At 72.1% G+C, this 21125-nt stretch carries 20 protein-coding genes; 13 read left to right on the forward strand and 7 right to left on the reverse strand.

Annotation, left to right across the window (positions count from 1 at the left end):
* The first annotated feature begins 121 nt into the window (after positions 1-121).
* The gene (locus VMI11_04800; protein ID HTY71730.1) at positions 122-547 is read left to right on the forward strand and encodes a DUF309 domain-containing protein; all 426 of its coding nucleotides are present in this window, start codon (positions 122-124) and stop codon (positions 545-547) included.
* A gap of 68 nt (positions 548-615) precedes the next feature.
* Here the strand turns inward: VMI11_04800 and VMI11_04805 are convergent, their stop codons facing one another.
* The 4 genes from VMI11_04805 to VMI11_04820 all read right to left on the reverse strand — a co-directional run bounded on the left by VMI11_04805 (position 616) and on the right by VMI11_04820 (position 6473).
* The gene (locus tag VMI11_04805; GenBank protein HTY71731.1) at positions 616-1632 is read right to left on the reverse strand and encodes a TIGR03842 family LLM class F420-dependent oxidoreductase; all 1017 of its coding nucleotides are present in this window, start codon (positions 1630-1632) and stop codon (positions 616-618) included.
* A 9-nt stretch (positions 1633-1641) separates the two neighbouring features.
* Positions 1642-3057 carry a dihydropyrimidinase gene (gene hydA / locus VMI11_04810; protein ID HTY71732.1) on the reverse strand — a complete coding sequence of 472 codons (1416 nt, stop codon included), beginning with the start codon at positions 3055-3057 and terminating at the stop codon, positions 1642-1644.
* Positions 3057-3893: a nitrilase-related carbon-nitrogen hydrolase gene (locus tag VMI11_04815; protein ID HTY71733.1), complete on the reverse strand. Its 837-nt coding sequence runs from the start codon at positions 3891-3893 to the stop codon at positions 3057-3059. Before VMI11_04815 ends, hydA begins: the two co-directional genes overlap by 1 nt.
* Positions 3894-4049: 156 nt before the next feature.
* A complete protein-coding gene (locus VMI11_04820) occupies positions 4050-6473 on the reverse strand; it encodes a hypothetical protein (protein HTY71734.1) in 2424 nt (807 codons plus the stop codon).
* Positions 6474-6589: 116 nt separating this feature from the next.
* Between VMI11_04820 and hemL the strand changes: the two genes are divergently transcribed.
* From hemL to VMI11_04855, 7 genes are read left to right on the forward strand one after another with little or no spacing between them, the layout of a single operon-like run.
* Positions 6590-7900: a glutamate-1-semialdehyde 2,1-aminomutase gene (gene hemL, locus VMI11_04825; protein ID HTY71735.1), complete on the forward strand. Its 1311-nt coding sequence runs from the start codon at positions 6590-6592 to the stop codon at positions 7898-7900.
* Positions 7897-8547: a histidine phosphatase family protein gene (locus VMI11_04830; protein ID HTY71736.1), complete on the forward strand. Its 651-nt coding sequence runs from the start codon at positions 7897-7899 to the stop codon at positions 8545-8547. Before hemL ends, VMI11_04830 begins: the two co-directional genes overlap by 4 nt.
* Positions 8544-9164, forward strand: a complete 621-nt coding sequence (locus tag VMI11_04835) for a TlpA disulfide reductase family protein (protein ID HTY71737.1) — start codon at positions 8544-8546, stop codon at positions 9162-9164. Before VMI11_04830 ends, VMI11_04835 begins: the two co-directional genes overlap by 4 nt.
* On the forward strand, positions 9164-9916 hold the full coding sequence (locus VMI11_04840; GenBank protein HTY71738.1) for a cytochrome c biogenesis protein CcdA: 753 nt from the start codon (positions 9164-9166) through the stop codon (positions 9914-9916). Before VMI11_04835 ends, VMI11_04840 begins: the two co-directional genes overlap by 1 nt.
* A complete protein-coding gene (locus tag VMI11_04845; protein ID HTY71739.1) occupies positions 9917-11464 on the forward strand; it encodes a cytochrome c biogenesis protein ResB in 1548 nt (515 codons plus the stop codon).
* Positions 11461-12489 carry a c-type cytochrome biogenesis protein CcsB gene (gene ccsB, locus VMI11_04850; protein HTY71740.1) on the forward strand — a complete coding sequence of 343 codons (1029 nt, stop codon included), beginning with the start codon at positions 11461-11463 and terminating at the stop codon, positions 12487-12489. Before VMI11_04845 ends, ccsB begins: the two co-directional genes overlap by 4 nt.
* On the forward strand, positions 12489-12794 hold the full coding sequence (locus tag VMI11_04855) for a DUF4229 domain-containing protein (protein HTY71741.1): 306 nt from the start codon (positions 12489-12491) through the stop codon (positions 12792-12794). The genes ccsB and VMI11_04855 overlap by 1 nt, the downstream gene beginning before the upstream one ends.
* Here VMI11_04855 and VMI11_04860 read toward each other — a convergent pair.
* The 3 genes from VMI11_04860 to VMI11_04870 are packed head-to-tail and all read right to left on the reverse strand — an operon-like array spanning position 12784 to position 16053.
* Complete coding sequence (locus VMI11_04860; GenBank protein HTY71742.1) at positions 12784-13659, reverse strand: 1,4-dihydroxy-2-naphthoate polyprenyltransferase; 876 nt, start codon at positions 13657-13659, stop codon at positions 12784-12786. The genes VMI11_04855 and VMI11_04860 overlap by 11 nt on opposite strands.
* A complete protein-coding gene (locus tag VMI11_04865; protein ID HTY71743.1) occupies positions 13659-14843 on the reverse strand; it encodes an ATP-binding protein in 1185 nt (394 codons plus the stop codon). The genes VMI11_04860 and VMI11_04865 overlap by 1 nt, the downstream gene beginning before the upstream one ends.
* Before the next feature lie 25 nt (positions 14844-14868).
* Positions 14869-16053: an AMP-binding protein gene (locus VMI11_04870; protein ID HTY71744.1), complete on the reverse strand. Its 1185-nt coding sequence runs from the start codon at positions 16051-16053 to the stop codon at positions 14869-14871.
* A 113-nt stretch (positions 16054-16166) separates the two neighbouring features.
* Between VMI11_04870 and VMI11_04875 the strand changes: the two genes are divergently transcribed.
* The 5 genes from VMI11_04875 (at position 16167) to VMI11_04895 (ending at position 21123) form a co-directional block, all read left to right on the forward strand.
* A complete protein-coding gene (locus VMI11_04875) occupies positions 16167-17222 on the forward strand; it encodes a LacI family DNA-binding transcriptional regulator (protein HTY71745.1) in 1056 nt (351 codons plus the stop codon).
* A 239-nt stretch (positions 17223-17461) separates the two neighbouring features.
* Positions 17462-18829 (forward strand): extracellular solute-binding protein, encoded by a 1368-nt coding sequence (locus VMI11_04880; protein HTY71746.1) that lies wholly within the window; start codon positions 17462-17464, stop codon positions 18827-18829.
* Between the two features lie 101 nt (positions 18830-18930).
* Complete coding sequence (locus VMI11_04885; protein ID HTY71747.1) at positions 18931-19941, forward strand: sugar ABC transporter permease; 1011 nt, start codon at positions 18931-18933, stop codon at positions 19939-19941.
* Complete coding sequence (locus tag VMI11_04890) at positions 19938-20858, forward strand: carbohydrate ABC transporter permease (GenBank protein HTY71748.1); 921 nt, start codon at positions 19938-19940, stop codon at positions 20856-20858. The genes VMI11_04885 and VMI11_04890 overlap by 4 nt, the downstream gene beginning before the upstream one ends.
* A 1-nt stretch (position 20859) precedes the next feature.
* Positions 20860-21123: a hypothetical protein gene (locus tag VMI11_04895; protein HTY71749.1), complete on the forward strand. Its 264-nt coding sequence runs from the start codon at positions 20860-20862 to the stop codon at positions 21121-21123.
* The last annotated feature ends 2 nt before the right edge of the window (positions 21124-21125 follow it).

A 21125-nucleotide genomic window follows, 5' to 3' on the forward strand; every position in this document is an offset into this window, starting at 1 on the left:
CTGAGTGACGGTCAGCCCGCCACAAGTGGGGGTAAGGGGGTGGGTCGGCCGAGGCTAGGGTCGGGCCGTGACGGGCGGGGCGGCGGACGGCGACGTGACGGGTGGCCCGGTCGGCGGTGAGGTGACCAGCGGAGCGGGTGACCGCGACCGCGATGCCGCGCACCGGCCACGGCAGGCGCGGCCGCGCGACGAGCTGGGACGCCCCTTGCCGTACGGCTCCCAGGGGGTCGACCCCGTCCCGGACGCCCCCCTCGCGCCGGAGGAGGCGATCGCCGAGGCGCGACGGCTGGTCGAGTCGGGCCGGGCCTTCGCCGCCCACGAGGTCCTGGAGGCGCGGTGGAAGGCGGCACCGGAGGAGGAACGCGACCTCTGGCAGGGCCTGGCCCAGCTGTGCGTCGGCCTCACCCACGCCGGGCGCGGCAACGAGGTCGGCGCCGGCCGGCTCGTCGAGCGCGGGGCCGCCCGGCTGACGAGCTACGCCGGGCCGACGTACGGGCTCGACCTGGATGCCACCATCACCTGCGCCCGCCACCACGTCGGCGGTTGACCGCACCCGGGTGGCCGAACCGCCCGGGTCTGTGGCCTCGTCGGGATCAAGGGTCGGCGCCCGACAGGTCAGACCTTGGCGCGCAGGTGCTCCCGCAGGGCCGGGATGACCTTCTCGCCGTACGCCTCCAAGGTCGCCGCCTTCCCGTCGTGCTGCAGGTACACGGCGAACTGGTCGACCCCGAGCTCGCGCAGCTCGGTGAGGCGGCGGATGTGCTCCGCTGGCGGCCCCAGCACGCAGAAGCGGTCCACGATCTCGTCGGGCACGAACGCGGTGTGGGTGTTCCCCGCCTGTCCGTGCTCGTTGTAGTCGTAGCCGTCGCGGCCCTTGATGTAGTCGGTGAGCGCCTTGGGCACCGTGCCGGAGTCGCCGTAGCGACCGACGAGGTCCGCCACGTGGTTGCCCACCATTCCCCCGAACCAGCGGCACTGCTCGCGCATGTGCGCCAGGTCGTCGCCGACATATGCCGGTGCCGCGACGCAGATCGTCACGTCGTCGGGGTCGCGTCCCGCGTCGCGCGCAGCGCGGCGTACGGCTCCGACGGTCCACGCGACCAGGTCCGGGTCGGCGAGCTGGAGGATGAAGCCGTCGCCGACCTCGCCGGCGAGCTGCAACGCCTTCGGGCCGTAGGCCGCGACCCACACCTCCAGCTCGCTGCTGGTGCCCCAGGGGAAGCGCAGCGTCGCGCCGTTGACCTCTACGGCGCGGCCGTTGCCGAGCTCGCGGATGACGTGGACCGCCTCGCGGAGCTCGGCCAAGGTCGTCGGGCGACCGTTGAGCACGCGCACCGCGGAGTCGCCCCGCCCGATGCCGCACACCGTGCGGTTGCCGTACATCTCGTTCAACGTCGCGAACAGCGATGCCGTGACTGTGACGTCGCGGGTGGCGGGATTGGTCACCATCGGCCCGACGACGACCTTGCGGGTGGCGGCGAGGATCGCGCTGTAGATGACGAACGGCTCCTCCCAGAGCAGGTGGGAGTCGAAGGTCCACACGTGGGAGAAGCCGTGCGTCTCCGCCTGGCGGGCCAGGTCGACCACCCGCGAGGCCGGGGGGTTGCACTGCAGAACGACTCCGACGTCCATCGAGGCTCCTCAGCCGAGATAGGAGGACAGGCCGCGGCGGAGGAAGCGACCGTGGCCGGCCCGGCCGAGGAAGGTCCCCCCGTCGACGACGACCGTGCCACGCGAAAGCACCGTGTCGACGTGGCCCGAGACCTCGAAGCCCTCCCACGCGGAGTGGTCCATGTTCATGTGGTGGGTCTTCCCGTACCCGATGGAGGTGTGCCCGCCGGGGTCGTACACGACGAGGTCGGCGTCGGACCCCGGCGCCAGCACGCCCTTGCGCGGGTAGAGGCCGAACATGCGCGCCGGTGTCGTCGCGCACAGCTCCACCCAGCGCTCCTTGCTGATCCGACCGTCGACGACACCCTGGTAGATCAGGTCCATCCGGTGCTCCACCGACCCGATCCCGTTGGGGATCTTCGAGAAGTCACCGAGGCCGAGCTCCTTCTGCTCCTTGAAGCAGAAGGGGCAGTGGTCGGTGCTCACCACGGAAAGGTCGTTGGTCCGCAAGTACGTCCACAAGGCGTCCTGGTGTCCTTCGGCCCGGGCGCGCAGGGGCGTCGAGCACACCCACTTCGCGCCCTCGAAGTCCGGCGCCCCGAGCTGCTCCTCGAGCGACAGGTACAGGTACTGCGGGCAGGTCTCGCCGAACACGTTGAGGCCGAGGTCGCGGTTCGCCTGTAGCGTGGCGACCGCCTGCTTGGCCGACATGTGCACGACGTAGAGCGGCGCGCCCGTGAGGCGGGCCAGCATGATCGCGCGATGGGTCGCCTCCTCCTCGGTCTCCCACGGCCGGGTGAGCCCGTGGTGGAGGGGCGCCGTCTCGCCGCGCGCGAGCGCCTGCCTGACCAGGACGTCGATGGCCGTCCCGTTCTCGGCGTGCATCATGACCATGGCTCCGTTCGCCGCGGCCGTCTGCATCGCGCGCAGGATCTGCCCGTCGTCGCTGTAGAAGACGCCGGGGTAGGCCATGAAGAGCTTGAAGCTCGTGATGCCCTCGGCGACGAGCTCGTCCATCGCCTTCAGCGACTCGTCGTCGACCCCGCCGATGATCTGGTGGAAGGCGTAGTCGATGGCGCAGTTCCCGTCGGCCTTGGCGTGCCAGGCGGCCAGGCCGTCCTGAACCCGCTCCCCATGGCGCTGGACCGCGAAGTCGACGATGGTCGTCGTCCCGCCCCAGGCGGCGGCCGTGGTGCCGGTCTCGAAGGTGTCCGAGGCGAAGGTCCCTCCGAAGGGCAGCTCCATGTGGGTGTGGCAGTCCACCCCACCGGGCACGACGTACTTGCCGGTCGCGTCGACGACCCGCTCGGCCGAGGCGGCCAGGTCGCCGAGGGCGGTCGAGCCCGGCTCGACGATCGCCGCCACCTTCTCGCCGTCGACGAGCACGTCCGCGAGCGCCGAGCCGGTCGGGGAGACGAGGGTCCCGCCGCTGACCAGGATCGTCATCAGGGACGCACCAGGTCGCCGTAGGCGTCGGGGCGCCGGTCGCGGTAGAAGGCCCATCGGTTGCGCACCTCGGTCAGCAGGTCCATCTCGAGGTCGCGCACGACGAGCTCGGGGGCATGGCCGTCCGCCGCGCCCCCGACGATCTTCCCCTCGGGGTCCACGAAGTACGACGTGCCGTAGAAGTCGTCGTCGCCGAGGTCCTCGACGCCGACCCGGTTGATCGCGCCGACGAAGTACTCGTTGGCGACCGCCGCGGCGGGCTGCTCGAGCTGCCAGAGGTAGCTCGACAGGCCGCGGGAGGTGGCGGAGGGGTTGAACACGATCTCCGCGCCGTTCAGGCCGAGGGCACGCCATCCCTCGGGGAAGTGCCGGTCGTAGCAGATGTAGACGCCCACCCGCCCGACCGCCGTGTCGAACACGGGGAAGCCGAGGTTGCCGGGACGGAAGTAGAACTTCTCCCAGAAGCCCTTGACGTGCGGGATGTGGTGCTTGCGGTACTTGCCCAGGTAGCGCCCGTCGGCGTCGACGACGGCGGCGGTGTTGTAGAGCACGCCGGGCTGCTCCTGCTCGTACACGGGCAGGACCATGACGATGCCGAGCTCGGCGGCCAGCGCCCGGAAGCGCTCGGTGGTCTCGCCGGGCACGGATTCGGCGTAGGAGTAGTACGAGGCGTCCTGCACCTGGCAGAAGTACGGCCCGTAGAACAGCTCCTGGAAGCAGACGACCTTCGCCCCCTGGGCCGCCGCGTCCCGCGCGTAGTCCTCGTGGACCTTGATCATCGACTCCTTGTCGCCGGTCCACGTCGTCTGGACCAGGGCCGCTCGCACGATCGTCATGGGCTGGAACACCTCCGGGTCGGCTCCGCCTCACTCTGGCACGGCAGGGCCCGCCCCGGGAGCCGGTCCGGGAAGCGGCAACACCCGAGACCACGCAGGTGGTGGCTCACCACCCGGACCCTGCGTGGTCAACCACCACCTGCGTGGTCTCGGTGCTCAGGGCGTGGCGGCGAGCGCGGCGACGGTGGCCGGGTAGGCCGGGTCCAGCCAGTAGTCGCTGTGCCGGCGCAGCGGGCCGTCACCCGGCGGCTGCGGGTCCGCCACCTCCTGGTCGACCTGGTCGGCATCCGCGACGCGCGGCGGTCCGGGGACGTACGAGCCCGCCCGGCCGGCGTCCGGCTCGAGGTTCCACGAGCCGATCGGGTCCGTGAGCCGGTACAGCGTGCGCCATCGCCCGGGCAGGCGCCGGCGCACCTCGGCGAGGACGGCCTCGTCGAAGTACTCCGGGAACCAGCGGCAGTACAGCCGCCGTACCGGCGACCCGTGCAGGAGCAGGCGCAGCCGCGGGCACAGGTCAGGGTGGAGGCGCAGCACCGTGGGGACGGCGAGGACGCTGCCCTGGCTGTGGCAGGACAGCACCACCACGTCACCCTCGCGCGAGCAGAGCCGGCCCACCCGCTCCTCGAGGTCGAGGACCGCCCGCTCCGCGTAGCAGGGAGGGGTCAGCGGGTGGACCGCCCGCGGCCAGAACGTCGCGACGTCCCAGAGGATCCCGACCACCCGCCGCCGGGAGCGGCTGCGCACCGAGGCGTAGCCGATGGCGACGAGGGCGGCCAGGACGCTGACGATGACCCACGACCCGGCCGCGGCGGCGAAACGCGGCAGCCCGTCGTTCGTGGCGTCCGGACGGCTGAGGTAGGCGAGGGTGCCGGCGAGGGCGACGACCACGCTGGTGAGGACGAGGACCGTGGCTGCCGCGCCCGCGCTGTCGGTGAGGGAGGCAACAGCTCTGGCCGTCGCGACCCGCTCCTTCTCCCGCGCCGACGCCGCCGGATAGTCGCCCGCCACCGCGGTGGCATCAGCCTTCGCGGGGCGCCGTACCCGGGCGGCCGCCAGCCAGGCCACGAACGGAACCAGGCACAGCGCCACCACGACGGCGGCGGCCCCGGCCCAGACGTAGCCGGGGGGCACGATCAGCGCCGCGTCCGGCGTCGTGCTGGTGCGGGCGGCCTGGGTGGTGGTCACGGCGTGACCGAGCCACTGCGCGGTCTGCAGCCCGATGCCGGCGCTGAAGGCGAGGGCGAGCAGCCACGCCACCGTGGCGACCAGGCTCGCCGCGAGCCCGCCGGCAGCGATGCCGGGGTCGGTACGCCGTGCCGCGAGCACCGGCACCACGGTCAGCGCGAGCATGAGCGCGACCAACAGCGCCACGACCGGCCAGGGCGGCGAGCCCGGGTGCGAGCCGTCGCCTGCGGCGAAGCGCCCCGCGTACCAGAGCCCCGCCGCGGCGCCTGCGAGCGCGGTGGCCAGGGCGAGTACCACCGCGGCGCGACGTACGGCGGCGTCGGCATGCTGCGCACCCACCGCCGCGAACAGCAGCGGCACGAGGACGAGCTGGCCGGCGAACACCGCGACGACGAGCACCCGCAGCCCGGGCAGGTGCGACGGCATCGGCGCTGCCCGGGTGTGGACGGTCATGGCCAGGACCCAGGCGGCGGCGAGCACAGCCACCCCCAGCCCCTGCAGGAGCGCGGTCGGCCGGTTGGCCGAGGACGCGTCGGGGCCGCCGCGCCCCACGAAGCGCTCTGGGACCGCGAGCGCAGTGGCGAGGACCGCCAGCGCCGCAGCGAGGGTGAGGACCGCGTCCTCGAGACCGGGCGAGGAGTCGTAGCGGACGACGGGCATGAGCACGAGCGCGGCGAGCACCGAGGTCGCGACGGTCACGTGCAGCCGGCGCAGCCGCTGGACCGAGGACTCGGTGACGAAGAAGCCGTCGCGGGCGATCATCAGCGAGCCGGGGTCGCGCCGGGGCTCCGGCGCGGTCGCCTCCACGAGGGAGCTGCGGCCGATCGTCCACAGCAGCAGGACCAGCGCAGCCGGCACCAGGGCCCCGACGGCGGCCCGCTGCTGCGGGCGGGCGAGTCGGCCGAGCCAGCCGACGAGGTCGTGCTGGGCGCCGCACACCGGCTGCGAGCCGCACTGCCAGGCGGTCAGGTCCATGACCGCCAGCGCCGCGGCGGCGAGTGCGGTCACGGTCAGGGACAGCGCGAACAGGCGCAGCGTGGCCCGGCCGGCCCAGGCGGCCGCCCGCCGGCCGCGGGAGTCGGTCGTGGCCGCCACGGGCAGCATCCAGTACGCGAGGTCGACGAGGGTGAACGGCAGCGAGAGCAGCCACAGCGCCCGCAGGCCCGGCCCGGAGGTGAGCCCGCCCCACGAGTACGCCTCCACGCGCGCGACACCCTGCTCGGTCGGCGCGGGCGCGTCGCCGGGTAGCCAGCGGCGGAAGAACCCGGAGGCGGCGTCCCCGGCGACGATGGCCACCCACGGCGGCGGCATCTGCAGGATGGCGTCCGGCGGGGTCCCGGACACTCCGTGGACGCGCAGCTCGGTGGTTCCGCTCACCCCGTCGTCGAGGGCCATGACGCACCTCCGTCCGCAGCCTTGCGCTCCCGCGCCTGTGCGTACAGAGCCGAATGCGTGCAGTCACGTACCGGTTCGGGTACGGCCGGTGGGGCGTCCGCGGCGGGCCTGAGAGACTGCTCCGTGTGACGTCCCGCTCCGAGCAGCTGTTCGTGCGCGCCCTCGCCGTCACCCCCGGCGGGGTGAACTCGCCGGTCCGGGCGTACCGGGCGGTCGGGGGCACGCCGAGGTTCATGGTCGCCGGCCACGGGCCGTACGTCGTCGACGCCGATGGTCGCGAGTACGTGGACCTGGTGGGCTCGTGGGGCCCGATGATCCTCGGCCACGCCCACCCTCAGGTGCTGTCGGCGCTGCGCGAGCAGCTGGCGGCCGGGACGTCCTTCGGTGCCCCCGGGCCCCACGAGGTGGAGCTGGCCGAGGAGATCGTCGCCCGCGCGCCGGTGGAGCAGGTCCGGCTGGTCAGCAGCGGCACCGAGGCCACCATGTCCGCGATCCGGCTGGCCCGGGCCTTCACCGGGCGCCCGCTCGTCGTGAAGTTCGCCGGCTGCTACCACGGCCACGTCGACGCACTCCTGGCCGCGGCCGGGTCGGGTGTCGCCACCTTCGGGCTGCCGGACACCCCCGGGGTGACGGCCGCGACGGCGGCGGACACCCTCGTGGTGCCGTACAACGACCTGCCGGCGGTCGAGGCCGTCTTCGCCGAGCACGGCGAGCGGATCGCCTGCCTGGTCACCGAGGCGGCCGCGGCGAACATGGGCGTGGTGGCGCCCGAGGAGGGCTTCAACGCCGGGCTGGCCGACGTGTGCCGGCGCTACGGCGCCCTCTTCGTGAGCGACGAGGTGATGACCGGCTTCCGCGTGCACCGGTCCGGGTGGTACGGCCTCGACGGGGTGCGTCCGGACCTCATGACCTTCGGCAAGGTCATCGGCGGCGGCCTCCCGGCGGCGGCCTTCGGGGGGCGCGCGGAGATCATGGGGCTGCTCGCCCCGGCCGGGCCGGTCTACCAGGCGGGGACGCTGTCCGGGAACCCGCTGGCCACCCTCGCGGGGGTGACGACGCTGCGGCTGTGCACGCCCGAGGTCTACGCCCGGCTCGACGCCGCGGCCGAGGAGGTCGGACGGCTCGCCTCGGAGGCGCTGGCCAAGGAGGGCGTGCCGCACGTCCTCGCACGGGCGGGGAACCTCTTCAGCGTCTTCTTCGTCGACCCGACCGTGACCCCCGCGGTGCGTGACTACGACGCCGCGCGCTCGCAGCACGCGCCGACGTACGCCGCGTTCTTCCACGCGATGCTCGACGCCGGCGTCTCGCTCCCCCCGAGCGCCTTCGAGGCCTGGTTCGTCTCGGCCGCCCACGACGAGCAGGCCCTGGCCCGCGTCGCCGACGCGCTGCCGGGTGCCGCCCGCCGCGCCGCGGAGGCGGGCGCATGAGCACCGAGACCCTCGTCCACCTCGTCCGTCACGGCGAGGTCGAGAACCCGACGGGCGTCCTGTACGGGCGGCTGCCCGGCTACCACCTGTCCGAGCTGGGCCGCCAGATGGCCGAGGTGGTGGCCAAGCACCTCGCCGACCGGGACGTGACGCACGTCGTGTCCTCCCCGCTGGAGCGCGCCCAGGAGACCGCGGCGCCGATCGCCGCGGCCCACTCCCTCGAGGTGGCCACGGACGGTCGCCTCGTGGAGGCCAGCAACCACTTCCAGGGGCTGGCCTTCGGGGTGGGCGACGGCTCGCTGCGCCACCCGAGACACTGGCGCTACCTGACCAACCCGTTCCGCCCGTCCTGGGGCGAGCCGTACCGCGAGCTGGTGGCGCGCATGACGCTCGCCGTCGAGGGTGCCCGCGACGCCGCCCGCGGCCACGAGGCGGTCTGCGTCAGCCACCAGCTGCCGATCTGGATCCTGCGCTGTCATCTGGAGGGGCGCCGGCTCTGGCACGACCCCCGCCGCCGGGAGTGCACGCTCGCCTCGGTGACCACGGTGCACTTCGACGGCGACCTGGTGGTCGCGGTCTCCTACGACGAGCCCGCGCGCGCCCTGCTGCCGCAGCGCACGCGCGCGATGCCTCCAGCGGGCGCATGAGGGCGCTGGCGCGCGCGGCGGTGGTGCTGGCGTCGGCCGTGCTGGCCGCCGGGTGCACGACCACCGGGCTGGGCGGTGTCGCGGGGGGCGGCGACACCAAGGACTCGCTGCGCACCGGCGTGACCGAGTGGGCCCCGGACCAGCGGTCGAAGCCGGTCACGCTCACCGGGGAGGACCTGGACGGGGCCCGGGTCGACCTCGCCTCGCTTCGGGGTTCGGTCGTCGTCGTCAATGTGTGGGGATCCTGGTGCGGCCCCTGTGTGGAGGAGGCCCCGGCCCTCGCGGCGGCGTACCAGCAGCTGCACCCCAAGGGCGTGCGCTTCGTCGGCATCGACGAGCGGGACAGCGGGGCGGCCGCCCGAAGCTTCGTGACCAACCACGACCAGAGGTGGCCGAGCCTGGCCGACGACGACGGATCGCTGCTGCTCGCCTTCCGCGGCACGGTGAACCCGAGCGCCATCCCGACCACCCTCGTGATCGACCCGCGGGGCCGGGTCGCCGCACGCGCCCTCGGAGCGGTACGCACGGACACCCTCACCGCGCTCGTGGACACGGTGCTCCAGGAGTCGTCGACACATCCGGCGTCGTCGGCCGCCACCTCGCCCGGGGCCGGCTGATGGCCCTGCTCGGGACCTGGGCGGCCACGGTGACCGACGGGTCGCTGCTGCTGGCGCTGCCGATCGCGGCGATGGCCGGACTGGTGTCCTTCCTCAGCCCGTGCGTGCTGCCCCTCGTGCCCGGCTACGTGTCGTACACCACGGGGCTGGTCGGCGCTGACCTCGGGGAGGCGCGGCGAGGCCGCGTCCTCGTCGGGACGGGCCTGTTCGTCCTGGGCTTCACCGCGGTCTTCGTCTCCTTCGGCGCGCTCTTCGGGGGCCTCGGGTCGTGGCTGCTCGGGCACTCCCTGACGATCCAGCGGGTGCTCGGGGCGCTGACGATCGTCATGGGGCTGGCATTCATGGGCCTGCTCCCCGGGAACACCCGCGAGTGGCGCATCCACCGCGCTCCGGTCCTCGGACTGGCCGGCGCCCCCCTGCTCGGCGTCCTCTTCGGGCTGGGGTGGACCCCGTGCATCGGGCCGACGCTCGCCGCGGTCCAGACCCTGGCGCTCACCGAGGCGTCTGCGGCCAGGGGAGCCCTGCTCACGACCGCGTACTGCCTCGGCCTGGGCCTGCCGTTCGTCGCTGTCGCGCTCGGCCTGCGGCGGGCCGCCGACGGCGTCGGGTGGGTCAAGCGGCACTACCCGGTGGTCATGACCGCGGGGGGGATCCTGCTGGTCACGCTCGGCGTGCTGCTGCTCACCGGCGTCTGGAACCAGTGGTCGATCGAGCTGCGCTCCTGGGTCGCCGCCTACCGGGTGGGGGTCTGAGTGACCGACACGCTGACCGGCACCGAGCCGACCGCGCCCCCGGCCGGCCTGGGTCCGTTGGGCTGGGCGCGCTGGGTGTGGCGGCAGCTCACCTCGATGCGGACCGCGCTGTTCCTGCTGTTCCTCCTCGCCCTCGCCGCGGTCCCCGGCTCGTTGCTGCCGCAACGAGGGACCGACCCGGTCGCGGTCGCCGACTACCTGCGCCGGCACCCGACCCTCGGCCCGATCCTCGACCGCCTGTCCGGCTTCGACGTGTTCGCGGCGCCCTGGTTCGCCGCGATCTACGTGCTGCTGCTCGTCTCCCTCGTCGGGTGCGTCCTGCCCCGGACCCGCCAGCACCTGCGCGCCTCACGTGCACGTCCTCCCGCCGCCCCCCGAAACCTCACCCGCCTGCCCGTGTCCCGTTCCTTCACCGCGCACCGGCCGGCGGAGGAGGTGCTGGAAGCGGCGTACGACGACCTTCGCTCGCACCGGTTCCGGGTCGAGCGCGGCGACGGCTACGTCGCCGCGGAGAAGGGTTTCCTGCGCGAGACCGGCAACCTCGTCTTCCACCTCGCGGTCGTCGCGATCCTCATCGGCGTGGGGGTCGGCTCGTCGTGGGGCTTCAAGGGCACGCGCATCCTGGTGGAGGGCGACGGCTTCTCCGACACACTGACCCAGTACGACGGCTTCACCGCCGGGCGCTTCACCAATGCTGACGACCTGCCGCCGTTCTCGCTCACCCTGAAGCGCTTCGACGCCACCTACCAGACCGCTGGCGACCAGCGAGGGGCGGCGCGCAGCTTCGCGGCGACCGTGCAGGTCATCGACCATCCGGGTGCGCAGCCGCGCACCGCGACCATCCGGGTCAACAGCCCCTTGCACGTCGCCGGGACGAAGATCTTCCTCGTCGGCCACGGGTACGCACCCCGGTTCACGGTGCGCGACGGGCGCGGCGACGTCGTCTGGTCCGGCCCGATCGTCACCTTGCCCCAGGACCCGGTGAACCTGGCGTCGACCGGGGTGCTCAAGGTGTCCGGGGCCAGGCCGACCCAGCTCGGCTTCGTCGTCGACTTCTTCCCGACAGCCGCGACCGCCTCGGACGGCCGGCTGGTGTCCGCCTTCCCCGCCGCGGTGTCTCCCGCGGTGAACCTCGGCGGCTGGACCGGCGACCTCGGGCTCGACGTGCCCCAGTCGGTGTACCGGCTGGACACCTCGAGGATGACCTTGGTCGGGCGGTCGTCGCTTCGCGTCGGCTCGAGCTGGACGCTCCCGGACGGCGCGGGGACGATCACCTTCGACGGAGTCGACCAGTGGGTCAACCTGCAGGTGTCCCACGACCCGGGGAAGGGCCTCGCGCTCGTGGCGGCGATCGCGGCCATCGTCGGGCTGCTGCTGTCCCTGCTGGTACGCCGTCGCCGGGTCTGGGTCCGCGCGTCGAGCGGAACCGACGGGCGTACCGTGGTGGCCGTCGCCGGGTTGTCGCGAACCGAGAACGGCGGCGTGGAACGCGACGTGGACGAGCTGGCCCGCCTGCTGGGCGCGCCGCCGGACCCCCCGGAGGGATGAGCGTGGCGATCGACGAGGGCCTCGCCCGGGTCAGCCTCGAGCTGGTCTACGGGTCCATCGGCATGTACACGCTGGCCATGGGTGCCTACGCGGTCGCCGCCGCGCAGGCCGTCCGCGCGCCGGCCCCGGCCGAGCAGGAGGACGTGGCCGAGGTCGCCCACCGGCCGGCGCTGGTGGCCACGCCGGTCGCCGTGGCCGGCGACGAGCCGCTGATCGTCGGCCAGGTGGCACGGGGCGGCGAGGCCCGCGCCATCAGCGCCCCGACCGAGGGTGCTTCCTGGCGCAAGGCGGCGGGCATCGGGACCTCGCTCAGCGTCCTCGCCGACGCCCTGCTGCTCGCCGCCATCATCACGCGCGGTCTCGCAGCCGGCCGCCCCCCGTGGGGCAACATGTACGAGTTCTCTCTCGTCGGCTGCTTCGTCATCGGGACCGCGTTCCTGGGCTTCGCGCTCACCGACCGGCGCCGCCAGCTGCTGGGCATCTTCGTCATCCCGCTCGTCCTGCTCGCGCTCGGCCTCGGGGTCACGGTGCTGTACGTCGATGCCGAGGCGCTGCTCCCCGCGCTGCACTCCTCGTGGCTGGTCATCCACGTGACGGCGGCGATCGTGTCGAGTGGCGCCTTCTGCTTCGCCGGCGTGATCTCTGCGGTCTACCTGGTCCAGGAGCGGGCGGAGCGGGTCGCACCCGGCGGCCGACTGGCCCGCCTGCTCCCGCCGTCGCGAGCCCTGGACACCCTCAGCTACCGCGTCATCGCGTTCACCTTCCCGCTGTGGACCTTCGCGATCATCGCCGGAGCCATCTGGGCGGAGAACGCCTGGGGCCGCTACTGGGGCTGGGACCCCAAGGAGACCTGGGCCTTCATCACGTGGGTGATCTACGCCGCTTACCTGCACGCCCGCGCGACGGCCGGCTGGAGGGGCCGGGGCGCGGCCTTCATCTCCCTCGCCGGCTTCGCGGCGATGACCTTCAACCTGTTCGGGGTGAACCTGTTCATCACCGGTCTGCACTCCTACGCAGGGGTCTGATGCGCCAGTTCTGGACCTACACCCTCGCGCGCCTCGGCCTGGTCGCCGTCGTGGCCGGGCTGCTCTGGCTGGTCGGGCTGCGCGGCCCCGTCCTCCTCGTGCTCGCCTTCGTCGTCTCGGGTCTGGTGTCCTACGTGATCCTGCGCCGGCAGCGGGGCGCGCTCGCCGAGACCGTCGATGCGCGTGCCCGGCGCATCCGCGAGCGGATGGCCGAGGCGGAGGCCGCGGAGGATGCGGCTGACGAGGCGATGCGAACCCAGCGCCCGCCCGCCGAGGGTGGTCCGCAGCCGGGGGTCAGCCGCTGAGGGCGAGCCCCACCAGCAGGCCCAGCGCATAGGCCAGCTCGGTCCGCCCGGTCGCCTGGAGCACGGGGATGAGGTCGCGTCCGGCTGCGCCGCGCAGCACGGGTCGTACCGCACCCACGGCCAGGGGGAGCGCGCCCAGGGCCAGCAGCGCCCAGGGGGCGCCGGCCAGCGCGAGGACCACGGGGCCCAGGAACGGCAGCCCGACCGCGGCGGCGTACACCACCCGGGTGCGCGGGTCCCCCAGGCGCACGGCGAGCGTGCGCTTGCCCGCCGCCTCGTCGGTCGGGACGTCGCGCAGGTTGTTGGCGAGCAGGATCGCGCAGGCGAGCAGCCCGACGCCGATGCCACAGAGCACGGAGGCGCCGGTCACCCGCAGGACCTGGACGTAGGTGGTGCCGCAGACCGCGACCAGCCCGAAGAACACGAAGACGAAGGCCTCGCCGAGCCCGGCGTAGCCGTAGGGGCGGGGCCCGCCCGTGTAACCCCAGGCGGCGAGGATCGCGGCCAGGCCGACGCCGACCAGCCACCAGCTGGTCATGGCAGCGAGGACCAGCCCGGCCAGGCCCGCGACCGCGAAGCTGCCCAGCGCGGCCCGGCGCACCGCCCCGGGAGCGGCCGCGCCGGACCCGACGAGGCGCAGCGGGCCCACCCGGACGTCGTCGGTCCCGCGGACCCCGTCGCTGTAGTCGTTGGCGAAGTTCACGCCGACCTGCAGGGCGAGGGCCACCACCAGGGCCAGCACGGCCCGTCCGGGGCGGACCGAGTCGAGAAGCGCCGCGGCGCCCGTCCCCGCGAGGACCGGGGACACCGCGGCGGGCAGCGTGCGCGGGCGGGCGCCCTCGATCCATTGCGCGGCGGTCGCCATCAGCCGTCCTGCCCCTCGTCACCGGCCGTGATGCGCCGCCGCAGGTAGGAGTCGAACATGGGCACGGTGAAGGCGGTCAGCCCCCGCGCCGGGCTGTGGACGAGCCCCTTGGCGATGAGCGCCGCGCGGCGCGGAGCCGCGGTCTCCACGGAGATCCCGAGCGCCGCTGCGACCTCCCCGGAGCGGTGCGCCCCCGGACCGAGGCCCGCCATGGCGAGCGCGTACGCGCGTTCGCGTTCGGTGAGCCGCTCGTAGCGCACCCGGAAGAAGCTGCGGTCCAGGTCCGCCACCACCTCCGTCTCGACAGCGGTCACATCCGCGAGCGTGACCGGGGAACGGCGGGCCGCGTTCCACAGGTGGTAGCCCCACTCCTGCAGGAAGTACGGGTAGCCGGAGGTCCGCTCCACCACGCGGGCGATCGCGTCGTCGGTGAACGCCAGGCCCTGACGAAGCGCCGGGACCGCGATGGCCGCGGCCGCGTCGGCGTCCGACAGCCGCCCGATCTCGGTGACGTCGAACGCGCGCTCCGCGTAGGAGCGGCTCGCGGCCAGCAGCGCGGGGAGCTGGGGAAGCCCCGCCCCCACCAGCACGAGCGGCAGCGAGCGCTGCACGCTCCGGTGCACCGCGCTCACCAGCGCGGCCACCTGCTCCTGGCTCAGCGCCTGCATCTCGTCGATGACGATCAGCACCGACAGGTCCACCTCGCGCGCGGCGTCTCCGACCGCCTCGAAGAGGTCCACCACGTCGTCGGCCAGCACTCCCGAGTCAGCGACCCCGCGCAGCGCGTCGACGTCCAGCGAGATCGCCGAGCCATCCGGCAGGTGCACGGAGAACCCCTTGAGCGCGCGAAGCCCGCGCAGCACGGCGGCGCTCGGCTTGTGCCGGTCGAAGCGCAGCAGGATGCGGCGCAGCCGCTGGGCCAGCTGGGCGGAGAAGTCGGCGGAGTCGCCGGCCTCGATGTGGCCGACCGAGGCGCCCTCGTCCTCGGCGATCTCCGCGAACCGGTTGAGCAGGACCGTCTTGCCGACGCCGCGAAGACCGACCAGCAGCAGGCTCTTCCCGGGCCGCCCGGCCATCGCCCGGCGCAGCGTCACGCCGAAGGCGTCGATGAGCCGGTCCCGTCCGACCAGCTCGGGCGGGGGGGCGCCGGCCCCGGGCCGGAACGGGTTGAGCAGCTCATCCATGACGGACCTCGACGCTAGTGGCGTCTTAGACAGGTCCGGGGTAAGACGCGTCGAGGGCGGCCAGCCCGGCGCGGTCGAGCTTCCCGGACGCCAGCACCGGGAGCTCGGCGACCGGGTGCACCCGCCGCGGCGTGGCGACCGGGCCGAGCCGGTCGCGGACGAACCCCCGCAGGTCCTCCACCGCGGGCGGCGCATCAGGGTCGGCCGGGACGACGAAGGCCACGACCGACTCCCCCCACTCACGGTCGGGCACGCCGACGACGGCAGCCGCGGTGACCCCCGGTGCGTCGAGCAAGGTCGCGGCCACGAGCGGCGCGGCCACCTTCTCCCCGCCAGTGAGGATGACGTCGTCCGCGCGTCCCAGCAGCCGGAGCCGCCCGTCCTCCCATCGCCCCAGGTCCGGGGTGAGCAGCCGGCCCCCGACGAGCACCTGCTCGGTGAGGTCGGGTCGGAGCCGGTACCCGCTGAACAGGGTCGGGCCGGCGATGGACACCCGCCCGCCGGCCAGCGTGACGTCGACGTCGCGGATGGGGACGCCGTCGTAGGCGTACCCGCCGCACGTCTCCGACATGCCGTAGGACTCGAGGACCTGCACCCCGCTCGAGCGCAGCCCGTCCAGGAGTCCCGCCGGCGCGGCCGCCGCGCCGACGAGCACCCCGTCGTAGGCCGCCAGGACCTCGCCGCGGCCGGCATCGACGAGGCGGGTGACCTGGGTGGGGACGAGGGACACCAGGAGCGGCAGCCCAAGGGCGTCCGCGCGTCGGCGGGCGAGAGTCGTCGTCTCGGTGAAGTCCTGGGCGCCGAAGGGTCTCGTGAGGTCCATCGGGTGGACGGGTACGCCCCCCCGGAGCGCACGTACCACGACCTGCAGGCCTCCCGCGTGCCAGGCCGGCAGTGCCAGCACCCAGAGCCCCGGACCGCCGATGCGCTCGTCCTGGCGAAGCGCGGCGGCCCCCATCGCGACGGCGCTGAGCAGCACGCCCTTCGGCGGGCCCGTCGAGCCGCCGGTCGCCAGCACGACCGCCACCCCGTCCACCTCGACGGGCCGGTCGGGGCGCAGCGCCTCGAGCACCTGATCGCGTCTCGGGTCGGGCGGGGGCGGCACCGGAAGGACCGGGGGTGCGCTCGCGTCGAGCGCGGCGCGCAGGGCCGGGGCGAGGGCATCGAGCACCTCAGGTCCGGCCGGGACGTCGACGACCAGCGGGTGCACGCTCCCCCCTCACCCACCCGAGCCGAGTGCCGCCCGGGAATCTCGCGCCCAAGGCCCGGATTCGTGCATCGCCGGGCCGCCACCCCATGGTGTGGGCGGGCTAATCTTCGTGCATGCCCAGGGCCCAACGGCGGGCGGGCGCACGGCGTGCGACCCAGGCAGACGTCGCACGCCTCGCTGGAGTCTCGTCCGCGACGGTGTCCTTCGTGCTGAACGAGACGAGCGGCCAGTCGATCAGCGCGGAGACTCGCCAGCGCGTCCTCAACGCCGTTGCCCAGCTCGACTACCGCCCGAACCGGACGGCGCAAGGCCTGCGCACAGGGCGGACCGCCACCATCGGGTTCATCACCCAGGACGTCGACTTCGGCGCCTTCGCCGGCTCGACGATCGTCGGGGCGCACGAGGCGGCGATCCGCCACGGCAGCCTGCTGCTCATCATGAACACCTCACGTGACGCGAGGTTCGTCTGGGCGTCCATCAACGACCTGCTCGACAGACAGGTCGATGCGCTCATCCTCGCCGTCGCGGGGACCAAGCGGGTCGAGCTGCCTGACAGCGTGCGCTCTGTGCCTACGGTCCTCGTCAACTGCTTCGCGAGCCGCTCGTCGAAGCCCGCCGTCCTGCCCGACGAGGTGCGCGGCGGGCGTGACGTGACCCAGGTCCTGCTCGACCACGGCCACCGTGACATCGCCTACCTGACCGGCGTGAACGCCGCGTGGGCCACGAGGGCGAGGCTGCGCGGCTTCCGCCAGGCAATCGTGGCGGCGGGACTCGACCCGGCGCGCCAGACGACCCTCGCTGGCAACTACAAGGTCGACTCCGGCTACGAGCTCACCCGCCAGCTCCTGGCGAGGAAACCCCGGCCGACGGCGGTGATGTGCGGCAACGACCGGATGGCCGTCGGTGCGCTCGTCGCGATCCTCGAAGCCGGTCTGCGGGTGCCCGAGGACATCTCCCTCATGGGCTACGACGACCAGCACGGCCTGTCGTCGGACATCCACCCGGGTCTGTCGACGGTGCGCCTGCCCTATCACGCCATGGGCCGATGGGCCGCCGAGCAGATCTTCGCGGGCGCCCTGGAGGAGCTGCCCGCGAGGACGTACGTGCCTTGTCCCCTGGTCCTGAGAGAGTCCGTCGCCGCCCCCTCGTCGCGGCTGCGCTCCGCCTGATCGGTGCAACTTCTCGAAACGGATGCGAGTCGGCCCGGGAGGACTTAGGTTGCACGTTGGTAACCGAGGGATCCCCGACGGACAGAGGGGGTAACAGGCTGGTAACAGGTCCTTGACACCGGTCCGCCCAGGGACGACGGTCAACTTATTCGTGTTAGTACCGTGACCCCCCGGGCGCCCGTCAGGGCAGGTACGACCCCAAGGCTCGGGCCACGGACACAGTGGAACAGGAGTCGCACATGCGAGGTCCCACCCTCTACAAGGCGGTCGTAGCCGCAGGCGCCGTGGCGCTGCTGGCAGCCGCCTGCTCCAGCTCAAGCTCGGGAGGTGGCGGCAGCAGCGCTGCCGCGAGTACCGGCGGTGGCAGCACCCCGGCGAGCTCCACGGGCTCCTCGACGCAGAACTTCGGTGGCAAGACCATCAACATCTGGACCTCGATGGACAAGCCGGTCTACGAGGGTCTTGCTGCCGAGCTCGCCCCGAAGGCCAAGGCGCTCGGGATCAACGTCAAGTGGACGCAGGTCAGCAACATCAACCAGATCCTGCCGACGAAGGCGGCCGCCGGCGCCCTGCCCGACATCGCCACCGTCCCACAGCCGGGTGTCCTGGAGTCGCTGCTCAAGTACGCGACGCCGCTGAACAACATCGTCGACGTCAACGCCCTCCAGCAGAGCATGATCCCCGGAGTGCTCGACACCGCCACGTTCAACGGCAAGCTCTACGGCGTCCTCATCAGCGCCAACGTCAAGGGCCTGGTCTTCTATCCGAAGGCGGCGTTCACCGCCAAGGGCTACACGGTCCCGACGACGCTCGCCGAACTCGAGACCCTGACTAACAAGATCAAGTCCGATGGACACACCCCCTGGTGCGCCGGTATCGGGTCCGGGGCGGCCACTGGCTGGCCGATGACGGACTGGATCGAGGAGCTCGTCCTCAAGCAGGACGGCATCCAGACCTACAACGACTGGATCACGCACAAGGTCAAGTTCAACTCGCCGCAGATCACCAATGCTGCCAACGAGGTGTCGAAGCTCCTGTTCACCCAGGGCAACGTCAACGGCGGCCAGAAGGCCATCGCGAGCACCAACTTCCAGACCGCCGACAACCCGATGTTCAACCAGAGCCCTGGCTGCTACCTGTTCATGCAGGGGAGCTTCATCACGGCCTTCTTCCCGACCAAGGACCAGCAGAACAACCCGCTGAAGTACGTGGGCGTGTTCGGCTTCCCGCCCGTCACGGCCGGTGGCAACAACCCGATCGAGGGTGGCGGCGACACCGCCTCCATCTACAAGGACAGCCCTGCCGCTGAGGCAGTCATGAAGCTCCTTGCGGAGACCGACCTCGGCACCGTCGCCGCCGGCAACGGGTCGAGCTTCCTCTCCCCGCACAAGGACTTCCCGCTGTCCGCCTACAAGTCCGCGTTCACGCAGGTCGTGGCCAAGATCGCCTACGCCGCCAACGGCTTCGGCTTCGACGCCTCCGACTCGATGCCAGGTGCCGTCGGCGCCGGGACGTTCTGGAAGCAGATGACGTCCTGGACGGCCGGGCAGACCAGCCTGACGAGCGCTCTGAAAGCCATCGACGCCAGCTGGCCGGCATCCAGCTGACGTGAGCACAACGGGTGCGTGGCCCGCGACCTGCGGGCCACGCACCCGGCCCACACATCGTTGCCGTCAGTACCCGAACCCATGAAGGAAGGCCGAGGCCAGTGCTCTTCACGCTCCTCGCAGCCGGCACGGGTGCCAAGGCCGGGCAGGCGGTCGTCACCGTCATGCTCGGCCTCGCGGCCGCGCTGGCCCTCTACTGGGTGCTCAACAAGGTCGTCGAGCTGCTACCGGGCGTGTGGGAGGACCGGACCAAGCCGTACGCCTACATCCTCCCGGCGTTCCTGGCGATCACCGTCTACCTCATCTACCCCGCGATCCGCACCATCTTCCTGAGCTTCAAGAACGCCGACAGCACGAAGTTCATCGGGTTCAAGAACTACTCGCAGCTGCTCACGTCCCACGACTTCCAGCAGGCGCTGCTCAACACGCTGCTGTGGATCATCATCGTCCCGGCGATGAGCATCATCCTCGGGCTGATCGTGGCGGTCCTCGCTGACCGGCTGAGCCCCAACTCGGAGAAGCTCTCCAAGACCATCATCTTCCTGCCCATGGCGATCAGTGCCGTGGGTGCCTCGACCGTCTGGGCCTTCGTCTACGCCTACGAAGCTCCGGGGCAGGTGCAGATCGGCATCCAGAACGCGCTCTGGACCGCGCTCGGCAACAAGCCTGTCGCCTGGCTGTCAGTGCAGACGCTGCACTTCAACAGCCTGCTGCTCATGGTCATGATGCTGTGGCTGCAGGTCGGCTTCTCGATGGTCCTGCTCTCGGCGGCGATCAAGGCGGTCCCGGTCGACACGCTCGAGGCCGCCCGCATCGACGGGGCCAACGAGCGCCAGATCTTCGGGCGGGTCGTGATCCCGCAGATCATGCCGACGATCATCACGGTGCTGGTGACCGTGGTCATCACGGTCATGAAGGTCTTCGACGTCGTCTACGTCATGACCAACGGCAACTACAACACCAACGTGATCGGGCTCGAATTCTTCAACGAGCTGTTCACCGATCTGAACAACGGCTACGCGGCAGCGATCGTCGTCATGCTGATGGTCGCCGTCATCCCGCTCATGATCTACCAGGTGCGTCAGTTCAGGGCTCAGGAGGCTGCACGATGACCGCGACGGTCGCCCCGCCGGTAGAGGCCGCACCCAAGGTCAGGCGCAAGAAGTCCGGCGCCGCCGAGGGCGGCGCCGGGAGGGCCGGGTGGTTCGTCAAGGGCTCGATCATCCTCATCTGCTTCCTGTGGATCGTGCCCGCCATCGGCATCATCGTCACCTCCTTCCGGCCGACCGAGGACATCAACGACTCCGGCTGGTGGCAGGTGTTCATCCACCCGGCCAAGTACCTCACCGACCTGACGACGCAGAACTACTCCGACGCGATCCACCAGGCCAACATCGGCCAGGGTCTGTTGAACAGCGCGGCCATCGCGCTGCCGGCGACGTTCATCCCGATCCTCATCGCGGCGTTCGCGGCCTACGCGTTCACCTTCATGAGGTTCCCGGGCCGCGACGTGCTCTTCATCATCATCGTCAGCATGCTCGTGGTCCCGAACTACGTGGCGTTCGTCCCGATCCTGAAGCTCTACAGCACGCTGCACCTCGCCGGGCACTTCCCGGCCGCGTGGCTGGCCCACATCGGGTTCGGCATGTCCCTGGCCATCTTCATCCTGCGCAACTACATGGCCACGCTGCCCAAGGAGGTCATCGAGTCGGCCAAGGTCGACGGTGCCTCGCACTTCACGACGTTCTGGCGGCTCATCCTCCCGATGTCGGTCCCCGCGCTGGCGGCCTTCGCCATCTTCCAGTTCCTCTGGACGTGGAACGACCTGCTGGTCGCGCTGGTCTTCATCGGCCCCGGCGACAACCAGCCGGTGACCATCGCCGTGGCCAACCTGCTGGGACAGCAGGGAGCAGGCTGGCAGCTCGTGACGGCCGGCGGCATGCTCTCGATGATCATCCCGATCATCGTGTTCATGTCGATGCAGCGCTTCTTCATCCGCGGCCTGACCGCGGGCTCGGTGAAGGGATGAGGTGCCGGACAGACCCGATGTGACGGGGCGGCCCAGGGCCACCCCCAAGCAGGTGCGGCGGTGGGGCATCAGGCTCGTCGCGTTCCTGGTCCTGGGCCTTCTCGCGCTGCTCATCTCCGCCGTGCAGGGCTTCTACACGGTGCTGTCGTTCACGATGCTGGTCGTCGGCCTGGGCGGCGCCGCCGTGTGCACCGCACTAGGTCTCAAGACGCTCTACGACATCCCCCCGGACCAGCGCGCCCGGGGACGTCCGCGAGACCTGTGAGC

The organism is Actinomycetes bacterium (assembly GCA_035506535.1).
GTDB lineage: Bacteria > Actinomycetota > Actinomycetes > DATJPE01 > DATJPE01 > DATJPE01.